This window comes from Paenibacillus sp. AR247, assembly GCF_002968895.1.
In the GTDB taxonomy this organism is placed as follows: domain Bacteria; phylum Bacillota; class Bacilli; order Paenibacillales; family Paenibacillaceae; genus Paenibacillus_AQ; species Paenibacillus_AQ favisporus.
Map to the genome: position 1 here is coordinate 84,313 of NZ_PCZT01000004.1, position 10,180 is coordinate 94,492.

Here is a 10,180-nt window from a genome sequence, read left to right on the forward strand (position 1 = left end):
TTCGGCTTTGCCTATCCCAATGAAGATGACCGCCGGGTGACGGCTTACCTGGAGCGTGTCCGAACACTGGAACCCGGGGCTGCTGAAATATTCCCGCCAGGTCGTGAACCAGGTAAAGAAGCGTAGGTGCAGCACATACTAACGTTTGCGACCTGCACCGAACGTCAATAACATCGAAAACCAGCCGGAACCCTGACGGGGGCCTGGCTGGTTTTTCTTTGGAAGGTGGTTTTACTACTTTCGTGGCCCAGCTGTTTTTGTTACGAGTGTTACGACCAGAGCGAGACATGCTATGCCCTTTTTAATGGCTCAGAATCCTCAGCACCTGCAGTCGCGTTCCCAGACTCTCCATGTCTTTTCGTCCTGTGTTTCTGACCTCCACCTGCATTTCGGCCGGTTCGGAACCGCTGGCCAGCATGATGATCACGGGTCTGTAAGCCAACTTGCACCAATCGTCGAAAAGGTTCACCTCTTGAAAAGGGCCTCCGTTCACAGCGTATTCCAGAATGCCGGAGTCGGGACCCATGAACAGGCAAAGTCCCGTTCCGCGGCCAGTCACGATATAACTGAGGCTTGCTCCTTCGTTCAGCGCCTCCAAGTGCCCGTCATCATAGCGCCAGTTCATGACCGGCTTATGCTGAAGCCCGTTGTAGTCAAATCCTCTTTGGCTTAAAATACTGTCCGCCCGGATCATCCGTCCGTACTCGTAATTCCCCGCCTCCAAAGGCGGGAGGGAAAGGACATCCCTCTCGTTGCTAGAGGCTTGCCCCTTCACGCTGGCTGTGTCCCTTGATCCCGTGTCCGATCCTTCTGACTCGATCTCAGCTTTGATTTCCGGCTCATTCCTGTTCTCAATCTTCGCCCCGCTTCCTGAATTTAGCCCGGTTTCAGCTGTCGCATCCGCTCTTGTCTCAAAGAAAGGCTCCAGGAATTCCCGGGCAAAGCCGGCATACAGCGCGTGGCCCTCGTCATTCGGATGGACGCCATCCGGTGCGAGTTCCTTCCATGTCCAGCGCCCCTCCTCGATGCCCTGCTGAATGGCGGAGGCGTAGTTGACGGAAGGGATGCCGTAATAAGCAGCGACCTCCTCGTGTGCGGCGATGTTGAACGGGACGCCCGGTCCTAAATTTTTGTCTGCCGCGGTATAGACAAAGCAAAGGTCCGTCCGCGGCGAACGCCGCTTGCAGCCGCGGACGATCCCCTCCATGCCGCGGATCGACTCGCTGCGGTCCGTCCCGTCGTTGACGCTGAATTCGACGAACAGAAGATCGACCGGCCCGTGCTCCAGGACATGCTCCTGCAGCCGGTGCGCGCCGAAGGTCGAGTCGGTGCCGCCGACGCCGGCGTTGATGCAGGCCACCCGGCCGGCGCCGTGCCGATCCTCGAGCCAGGCCTGCGTCAGGCCCCGCCAGCTGGTCTTATCCGCGTCCGAAGCTCCCGCTCCCTCTGTGATGGACCCGCCAAGAAAAGCAACGGTTACGGGCAGTCCCTTGCGTATCTTATCCTGAAATGCGGGTAGACCGCTCCGGGTATGGATGATGGGTTTGGGATACGCATGCGCATGAATCGGCTTAGAATGCGGCATGGTCCCCGGCCCCCTTAGCTTGTCGTTCTTGCCGTTCTTGCCGCTCCTGCCGCTCCTGCCGCTCCTGCCGTACTTTCCGGGGTTCGGAACTCTCGCCTTCCGTTTCCGCTGCCCCAAGCTCCATTTCCAGCCGGTTGACAAGTTCGATGAGCTGCATCGGTTCTCTGATCGTATAAGCGGGCTGCTCGGACTCGTCTGCCGGCGTATGGGGGTACCTTGGCGTCCAGCTTTGAAAAACGCTGATGATGCCAAGGGCGTTCGCTCCCTTGATATCCCTGCTTAAATTGTTGCCGACCATAACGGTGCGGGCAAAATCCGCTTCGGACCCGTTCAGCGCGCCGATCGCCGCTTTAAACATCCGCGGGCTCGGCTTGGTGGCCTTGATCAGCTCGGAAATGATGAGCGCATCGAAATAATCGTGCAGGCGGTGCTGACTCAGCACGTTTTTGAAGGATTGTGCATCTCCGTCGGCCACGAGCGCAAGCGTAAAGCCAAGCGAATGCAGCGTCTTCACCATCTCCGCGGCCCCCGGAATCAGGTCGGCGCTAACCACGATTCCGTCTTCGTCACGAACCTCGGTAGACTCGTCCACCAGCGTATCCCCACTGTCCAAAAATACGATCAGTCTTTTCTTGTCGATGACGTCCATCTCCTTTATTCCTCGTTCTATTCGTCTGTCGGAGCCACCATGAAGTCGACCGAATTGTCGGCCATATTAACTCCGCTGCAGCGTTCCAGCTTAAAAAGTCCGTCGGGGTACAGCCCATTAATGAGCCCGCCCGGAGACAGCCCATTTTTACTGCCATCCTTCCCAACGAGCAAAATCTCGTTTCGGCAGAAGGCAAGCCCTTCAGTGCTTTGCGCCGACAGCAGCACGGCATGAGCCGTTCTGAACCGGTTGTCCTCGATCCGGATGTTGCGGTGGACCGGCACGTCCGGCACGGAAGGCTCATTCTCGGGAGCGATCCGGATCACGGGATGCTCCTCTCCGCCACAGTCGATAAATTGGTTGCCCGCAATGCGCACATCTGTGACAGCACCTGATTCGTACCAGGAATTCGCGTCGCCTGCAACCAGAACGGCACTCATGTTCATACGTTCAAACCTGTTGCCCACTATGACTGTCTTCCGCGGCGACGACACCAATATGCCCCGGGTCGGTATTCTGGCAAAATGGTTCCTCGCAATAACAACCTCCGGGGTCCACGTCACGTTCTCGATGACATCATACGCCCCTATCGATGCTGGGGTCGGCTGCTCCAATGTCAGAAGCAGCTCGCGAGGGTCGAGCATCTTCACCGCGGCAATCCGCCCGAAAGCATAGGACGCAAGACTGTGCGCATTGACAAAGGCAATCTCGTCTCCCGAAAAGAAAGCGCGGAAACCATACGTTTGCGGATGCATGAATCGAACCCGCACCTGATCGGGCGCCGGTTGGCCGACGATGCAGAGGTACGTACCGTGAACGTTGATCGCATCGTCATGGGCTCCGGCAAACCGGCTGTCCGTGATCGAGACGCGGCCCCGGCAGCCTGAACAATGGATAAAATCGGCGAAGCCCGCCACCGTTCTCCCCGTCTCAGGGCGCGGCGTCACATCCAGATCGGCGAAGGTCAAATCCGCGCTAAACTGGCCGACGATGCCCAGCCCATGCATAAAATGAAAGCCCATGCCGTTCAGACGGATCCTCTCGCATTCCAGGATCAGCACGCCGACCTGGTCACGAATACCGTCTCTCATTTGTACGGTCATTCCAGGCGAAACATGCGGAGCGGCATCCTCCCTAAAATGAAACCGCAGCCGCCGGCTGCCGATTTCCTCAATGCGTTCAGCCCGTGACGGCCAATCTTCCACACGCCAGGTGGTGTTTTGGGCCATGTCGCAGTGCTGTATCGGCCCTTCCCGGAACCTCCATCCTTCACCGACCCAAGTGAGATGTCCGTCTTCCAGTTCATAATGTGAATCCGGATGCACGCAAACGTCGAGATCATGATCTCCGCGCCGCTCCACGGTCATCTCGGTCACGGTCGGCATCGCATAGTCGAAGCGCAGGTTGCGGATTTCGATATCCGCGCAGCCGTCCAGCAGCAGCATCGTTTGCTTGCCGTGAATCACAAAAAGGGATCCGTTCCCCTCCAGCGTAAACCGGCTAAGCCCCTTCAGCAGCAGCGCGACCGTTTTCGTGACGTCGGGGTTTTCCTCCTCACTGGCCGTATTGGTAATATGATAAGCCGCCCTGACGGCATGCTCCGGATAAAAATGATATGTTCCAAGTGGGATATCCAATACGACAGGGCCATCATGCGAACCGGCTGCCTCGAGCGCAAGCCGCATGGCCGCCCCTGCATTGGCCTGTAAGTTCTCAGCGTCGCCAAAGTCCGCCAGTGATATCATTTTGACTAGGGCCGGCTCCGGATTTCGAAAATCAGTCATGCCTTGCTCCTTTCGATGCATTGTCTGCTCCATCATTAAATTACAATCGCAGCCCGTGTTGCAAAAATAAAGGAAAATGCGGAAGATGCCAGTCTATGAAAGAACCGGCATCCCGCATAGGAACCAGCAGAGGCTTAGCCACCGGTTCCTTGTTAAATCGTATTATTTTGCTAATTTATCATATGCCGTCTGTAAAATTTCCAGGTAACGGTCCAGCTGCAGGTCCTTCAGGCCTTTCACATAAGTGTCCCAGTCTTTGTCCAGGTCTTTGTTGCCGGTGACGAACTGCAGTTCATTTTGCTCAATGTAATTTTTCAGGTTGGTCTGCAGCATGCTGGCTTCGTCGATTTCGGTCGGATCGATCCAGACGGACCAAATCGGGAAAATTTCTTTAGGCTCATGTCCTTGGTACAGAAGCGTAGCGTTGTACAGTCTGCGCTCATAGCCGTCCGAAGCGTAAATATCGGTGCCTTGTACCCAGGTATCGCGGTATTCTTTCGGCATGTAGAAATGCCCCATTCCGCTCCATCCGGCATTGTGCGGCTGCTCGCCTTCCTTCGTCGGAATCGTTTTGACCATCGGCTTGACGCCTTCACCAAGCGCTTTGTCTCCCGGCTCCGGATCCGTCCAATCGATGCCCTTCATACCGGTTCCGGCATTGGTTTGCCCTTCGGGCGTGAACATATAATCCACCATTTTGATTAATGCGATCTGCGCTTCTTTGCTTGCTTTATTCGTAATCACGAATTTGGCTCCGGAAGTGACGCCCCCGGCATCATGCGTGGCATACGAAACGCCGTTCGGACCGGTCAATGGCGGCAGCGGGTTGTAGTGTGCGGAACGGGTGTTGCCCGGGTCGATATTGACAAAGATGGCCGGGTGCATGCCTGCTCCTGCGCCAAGAATTTCAGCACCGGCATTTTCGCCGACTTTTTTGAAGGCCTCAGCATTTTGCGTAAATGCGCCCGGGTCGATCAAGCCTTCGTCATAGAGGGATTTGACGTATTTCAATCCTTCCTTCCACTCCGGCGTAATGGCGGCGGACTGCACTTTGCCGCTGCTCATCGTCAAATAGTTCCGGTCATCGTCATAGATAAAGCTGTTCATTAGATAAGGAATGATGCGGACGCCGAAGTCCTCTGTCGAACCGCTGAGCGGAACTTCGTCGGCTTTACCGTTGCCGTTGGGATCCTTCGTCTTAAAAGCCTTCAGAACCTCTCTGAATTCCTCCGTGGTCTTCGGCTCTTGAAGATTGAGCTTTTTCAGCCATTCCGTATTGAGCCACATTTTGTTCGGATAGGAACAGTGGAAGCATTCGGTATAAGCCCCAAGTCCATAGATATTGCCGTCAGGGGCCGTGACAAGAGCTTTCATTTCAGGACTCTCTTCCATCGCCTTCTTGATGTTGGGCCCATACTGGTCGATCAGATCGTTCAGAGGAATCAGCACCCCTTGCTGCCCGTATTTCAGAACGTCAGCCTGTGAAAATTCATCGATGTAGGCTGTCAGCAGATAAGCATCGGGGTAATCGCCGCTTGCCAGCGAAATCTGGCGTTTCTCCTTGGCTCCGTCAGAAGGGTTAATCTGCCATTTAAACTGAATGTTGAATTTGTCCTCGACGAATTTGGTAAACTTGTTCGTCGGAATGTCGATTCCCGATTCCTGGACAGCGAACACGCTGACCTGTACAGGCTTCGACGATCCCCCGTCGGCTGCGGTAACGCCTCCCTGTGCGCTGTCCGGGCTATCTGTCTTTTTGCCGGAGCAGCCGCTGATGACTACGAAGGTGGCCATCAGCAGGATAAACATTCGTATTAGGCTCTTTTTCAATCGAATCGCTCCCTTTTTAATAGTTCTGCAAGCTTCTTATGCCTTCCTCTTTTCAAAAAAGGGCACCACCTCCATTTGAAATGGAATAAGAATCAGGATGGCGTGCCGAAATCAGCACCTCAAGGTCATCCTTTGACCGACCCGACCAGCATCCCCTGCACGAAATAGCGCTGCACGAACGGGTAAATGACAAGCACCGGAAGGGTCGCCACCACGATCAGCGCATATTTTAACAGCTCGGCCAGCTGCTGCTTCTGCACCATCGCCATGGCGTCCATCGTTCCGCCCGAGCTGTTGTTCTGGATAATAATACTCCGAAGGACTAACTGCAGCGGGAACAGGTCCGCGCTTCTCAAATAAATCAACGCATCGAAATAGGCATTCCACTGCCCAACAGCGTACATCAGCACCAGAACGGCAATAATCGGCTTGGACAGCGGCAGCACGACGCTTCGGATAAAATGGATATCGCTGCAGCCGTCGATTTCGCTAGCCTCCAGCAGTTCTCCCGGAATCGAAGATTGAAAAAAGGAGCGGGCGATAATCACCTGCCATACCCAGATCGCGTTAGGAATGAGCAGCGCCCACCTTGTGTCGATCAAGTGCAGCTCTTTAACGACCATATACGTGGGGATCAACCCGCCGCTGAAAATCATCGTAAACGTGATGATCATCATGAATACGTTCCGCCCGAAGAGGGACCTCCGGGACAACGGGTAGGCAATCATGACCGTCAGCGTGACGCTGATCAGGGTCCCTGCTGCCGTATAAATAATCGAGTTTAAATAGCCCGTCATAATTTCCTGCCTGCTGAAAAGCACGCGGAAGCCCTCAAATGAAATGTCGACCGGCCACAGCCATACCTTACCGGAGGTGACCGCCGCCGGACTGCTGATGGAGCTGCTTAAGATGTAGACGAGCGGATACAGAACCGCCAGGACGACCAAAATCAAAATGGTGTAGACGATGCCTAAAAACAGGCGGTCGCCCTTCGACTCCTTGATTGCTTTTCTTCCTGCGAGTTGAATGGTCATACCTTTGCTCCTTCCTTACCAAATGCTGTTGTTCGTCAGCCTCTTCGCCAATCCATTTACGGTCAGCAGCAGGATGAGATTGATGACGGAATTGAACAGGCCGACGGCTGTGGCAAAGCTGTAGTTTGCGTTCAGCAATCCGATCCGGTACACATAGGTTGCGATAATTTCCGAATTCACCTGATTCAGCGGATTTTGCAGAAGATATACTTTTTCAAAACCGATCGCCATGACGTTGCCGACGTTAAGAATCAGAATGATGACGATAGTCGGAACGATGCCTGGCAAATCGACGTGCCAGATTTTCTGGAACCGCGAAGCCCCGTCCACCTTGGCTGCTTCGTACAATGTCGGATCGATGCCCGCAAGGGCCGCCAAATAGATGACCGCGCTGTAGCCAGCCGTCTGCCAAATGTCGGACCAGACATAAATGGAGCGGAACATGCCCGGGTCGCCCAGAAAATTCACCGATTCAAGCCCGAAATAATTCAGGACGACGTTGGCGAAGCCCAGCCTTGGGGACAGGAACAGCATAACGATCGACACCATGACCACCGTGGAAATAAAATAAGGGGCGAAAGTGACCATCTGCACGAACTTCTTGAATCTCTTCCCGCGCAATTCGTTAATCATCAGCGCCAGAATAATCGGAATCGGAAATCCGGCAAGGATCAAATAACCGCTCAGCAGCAGCGTGTTTTTGAGCAAAGTCCAAAACAGCGGATTTTTAAAAAACAACTCAAAATGCTTGAAGCCTACCCATGGACTGCCCCAAATCCCCTTAATGACGTTATAATCCTTGAATGCAAGGACTGCGTTAAGCATCGGGTAATATTTGAAAATAAGGAAAAATAACAGCGGAGGAATCACGAGCAGATAGAGCTGCCAGTGCTTCTTCATGCTTTTACCGGCAATCTGCCAGTAACTGACCTTGCGCGTACTGCTTTTGCGCTTCATTGGAATTGCGGCTTGCTTGTTCAGAATAATAATCCCCCCCTATGCCATCAGCGTGGATGCGTGATGAAATGACAGCGTTTTCTTTCTTGCTTGAGCATAGTGGATCAAACGGGCGCTTGAACAGGTACACTTCGGTCGTTTTGCATCCAATTTCCCTTTTTTCGGGGGTCCATCGCTCTAAGTGCTGTACATATTTCCGCTTCGACTTCCGCACGCACAAAAGCCGCATCGTCCTCAAACGGATCCTGCGGCTTACAAGAGCTGGTGCTATTCGTCGAGCGTTTGCCTGTATACGCTCGGCGTGACGCCGATCAATCGCTTGAACGCCCGGCGGAACGAATGGGAGCTGTTGTACCCCACCTGGGCGGCGATATCGTCGACCGTGTGACTGCTTTCTTTAAGCAGTTCAGCAGCCTTCTCCATGCGCACCTTTATCAGATGGTCCGAGTAATTGACCCCGGTCACTTCTTTAAATAACTGAGAAATGTACTTTTCCGGACGTTCCACATATTCGGCCACCCGGTACAGGGTCAGATCGGGATTGGCGTACATCTCCTCCGTGTACTGGTACATCCGTTGAACCAGTTTGGCATGGGAGTCCTTTTTCTTGTTAGCGATATAGCCGCACAGCGTGGTGGTAATGCTCTTGATTTCCGCCTGAACGGAATCCAGCGGCTCGGCGGGGCCGATGTCGATGACTCTCCGTTTCACAGTTTCCAGCATGTTCGACTCCTGGAAAACCTTCTGATCGAGCAGCTTGAGGAAGGTTCCTTTGATCTCGCCGACGAGCTGATGCTTCATCTCGACAGACAATTCGCGCCTTGCGATATTTTGCTCGAAAATACCGTCGATGATTTTCCCGGCCTCCTCCTCTTCCCCGGCCCGGATGGTACTTGCGAGGCGCTGCTCCGCGTCGAGCGGGTAATAATACGTCGTGTTTTCGATGCGGGCTTCATGATTCCACAGCATGCCCTTGGAGTTCACAAACACGGCATATTCCAGCGCCTGCTTGGCCTGCTCGAACGATTGACTCACATCCATCAGCGTCTCAAAGGACTCTCCGAAACCAGCCTGGATGGAAACCTTGTATTCCTGGAACAGATGCTGGATCAGCTCTTCCATCAGCGCGGTTATCCGCTCCTCTTCGTCCTGTCCCGTTTCCCGGTTCTCGCGCGAGAAAGTTTGCCCAAAGGTCAGCACGTTCCGCATCGCCTTCCACCAAGCCGTACACATCCTGCACTTGATGGCGGTCGTTCATCAGCATATTCACTTCCTGGCTGATGGCGATTTGCCGGGTCATGCCTTCCACCTCCGCCATCCGGTGCTCCAGCAGCTCCTGGCTCTTTTCCAGCTGAATCAAGCTGTTATCGATCGAGATGGACTGTGTAACGGATATCGAGGTGAGGTAAGAAATGTAACCGCCCACACAGGGGATCAGAAGAATGACGATATAAGAAATCAGAAAATTTCGAAAAACGCTGGAACGTTTCAGCATGATATCCCCCTTGTTTTGATAGCGCTATCATTTTGTGGGTTGAAAGATGTATGGCCTGCTCATGCAGCGTACATTCCATAATAAAGCCTTGATCGCAAATTTGTATAGGTACTCTCCAGCCAAAAGGTACATTTTTCCCTGTTTTGCGGTTAGAATGCATGCTCACCGGGACTGAGGAGGCCGTAAATCATCATGATTTGTTGATACAGAAAAGGCAACCGCAGCCCGTACGGCTGCAGTTGCCCTTATGCCTAAAGTTCACCGAAGCTCAGCGCGGCTCAGCTTGTTCGTCCGGCAGCCGTATTCGCGGCGAGCGCTCCGTCCAACGTATGCACCTCGCCGGCGGTTAAATTCAGCGTCACACTCCGATCCCCGCAGTATACCTGAACGGTTCCGCCCGACAAGGCCTGTATCCGGGCCTGGACAAGCTTGCCGTGCTTCCATGTCAAGTCCACTTCCATGTTTCCTTTGGCCCGAAGCCCACGAACTTCCCCGACCGGCCAGCTGTCCGGCAGAGCCGGCAGCAGATGAATTTCCCCCGCATGGCTCTGCAGCAGCATCTCCACGATCGCGGCCGTCCCGCCGAAGTTGCCGTCGATCACGAAGATGTTTGTTTCGGCCCCGGCGATCCCCGACTTGGAATAGGTCAGCATGTTGTCCAGGCACAGCTCGCCGATCAAATGGGCGATATGATGCTTGGCCCGGCCGGCGTCATGCAGCCTGGCGAAGAAGAGGCCGAATAAGGCGGCGGTAAATTCCACGTCCTCAAGGTCGATGCGTTCCATGCGGTTTTGCAGCGTTACCCGCGCCGCCTCCGCCAATGCCGGCGTGTGATGCGGCGTAATC

General features: G+C 54.2%; 9 protein-coding genes. All 9 read right to left on the reverse strand.

The features are described 5' to 3' along the window. Nucleotides 1-301: 301 nt before the first annotated feature. Nucleotides 302-1,585, reverse strand: coding sequence for an SGNH/GDSL hydrolase family protein (locus tag CPT76_RS03635; RefSeq protein ID WP_105441956.1), 1,284 nt, complete (start codon nt 1,583-1,585; stop codon nt 302-304). Then, nucleotides 1,572-2,234 carry an HAD family hydrolase gene (locus CPT76_RS03640; protein ID WP_105441957.1) on the reverse strand — a complete coding sequence of 221 codons (663 nt, stop codon included), beginning with the start codon at nt 2,232-2,234 and terminating at the stop codon, nt 1,572-1,574. The genes CPT76_RS03635 and CPT76_RS03640 overlap by 14 nt, the downstream gene beginning before the upstream one ends. A gap of 17 nt (nt 2,235-2,251) precedes the next feature. Further along, on the reverse strand, nt 2,252-4,018 hold the full coding sequence (locus CPT76_RS03645) for an alpha-1,3-galactosidase-related protein (protein WP_105441958.1): 1,767 nt from the start codon (nt 4,016-4,018) through the stop codon (nt 2,252-2,254). A 162-nt stretch (nt 4,019-4,180) separates the two neighbouring features. Continuing rightward, entirely contained in the window at nt 4,181-5,848 is a 1,668-nt protein-coding gene (locus CPT76_RS03650; protein WP_258168058.1) for an extracellular solute-binding protein, read from the reverse strand. A gap of 125 nt (nt 5,849-5,973) precedes the next feature. Then, nucleotides 5,974-6,882 (reverse strand): carbohydrate ABC transporter permease, encoded by a 909-nt coding sequence (locus CPT76_RS03655; protein WP_105441960.1) that lies wholly within the window; start codon nt 6,880-6,882, stop codon nt 5,974-5,976. 15 nt (nt 6,883-6,897) lie between these two features. Beyond that, nucleotides 6,898-7,839 (reverse strand): ABC transporter permease, encoded by a 942-nt coding sequence (locus CPT76_RS03660; protein WP_258168059.1) that lies wholly within the window; start codon nt 7,837-7,839, stop codon nt 6,898-6,900. 267 nt (nt 7,840-8,106) lie between these two features. After that, nucleotides 8,107-8,961, reverse strand: coding sequence for a helix-turn-helix transcriptional regulator (locus CPT76_RS03665; protein ID WP_258168060.1), 855 nt, complete (start codon nt 8,959-8,961; stop codon nt 8,107-8,109). Next, on the reverse strand, nt 8,888-9,334 hold the full coding sequence (locus CPT76_RS38855; RefSeq protein ID WP_258168061.1) for a hypothetical protein: 447 nt from the start codon (nt 9,332-9,334) through the stop codon (nt 8,888-8,890). Before CPT76_RS38855 ends, CPT76_RS03665 begins: the two co-directional genes overlap by 74 nt. Nucleotides 9,335-9,612: 278 nt before the next feature. Beyond that, nucleotides 9,613-10,180: glycoside hydrolase family 95-like protein (locus tag CPT76_RS03670; RefSeq protein ID WP_374954600.1), on the reverse strand; the 568-nt coding region annotated here is incomplete at its 5' end.

Excerpts from the sequence above, each read along its gene's own strand:
- CPT76_RS03635 (WP_105441956.1), bottom strand. The coding sequence starts at position 1,585 with ATGCCGCATTCTAAGCCGATTCATGCGCATGCGTATCCCAAACCCATC.
- CPT76_RS03640 (WP_105441957.1), bottom strand. The coding sequence starts at position 2,234 with ATGGACGTCATCGACAAGAAAAGACTGATCGTATTTTTGGACAGTGGG.
- CPT76_RS03645 (WP_105441958.1), bottom strand. The coding sequence starts at position 4,018 with ATGACTGATTTTCGAAATCCGGAGCCGGCCCTAGTCAAAATGATATCA.
- CPT76_RS03655 (WP_105441960.1), bottom strand. The coding sequence starts at position 6,882 with ATGACCATTCAACTCGCAGGAAGAAAAGCAATCAAGGAGTCGAAGGGC.
- CPT76_RS03660 (WP_258168059.1), bottom strand. The coding sequence starts at position 7,839 with ATGAAGCGCAAAAGCAGTACGCGCAAGGTCAGTTACTGGCAGATTGCC.
- CPT76_RS03665 (WP_258168060.1), bottom strand. The coding sequence starts at position 8,961 with ATGGAAGAGCTGATCCAGCATCTGTTCCAGGAATACAAGGTTTCCATC.
- CPT76_RS38855 (WP_258168061.1), bottom strand. The coding sequence starts at position 9,334 with ATGCTGAAACGTTCCAGCGTTTTTCGAAATTTTCTGATTTCTTATATC.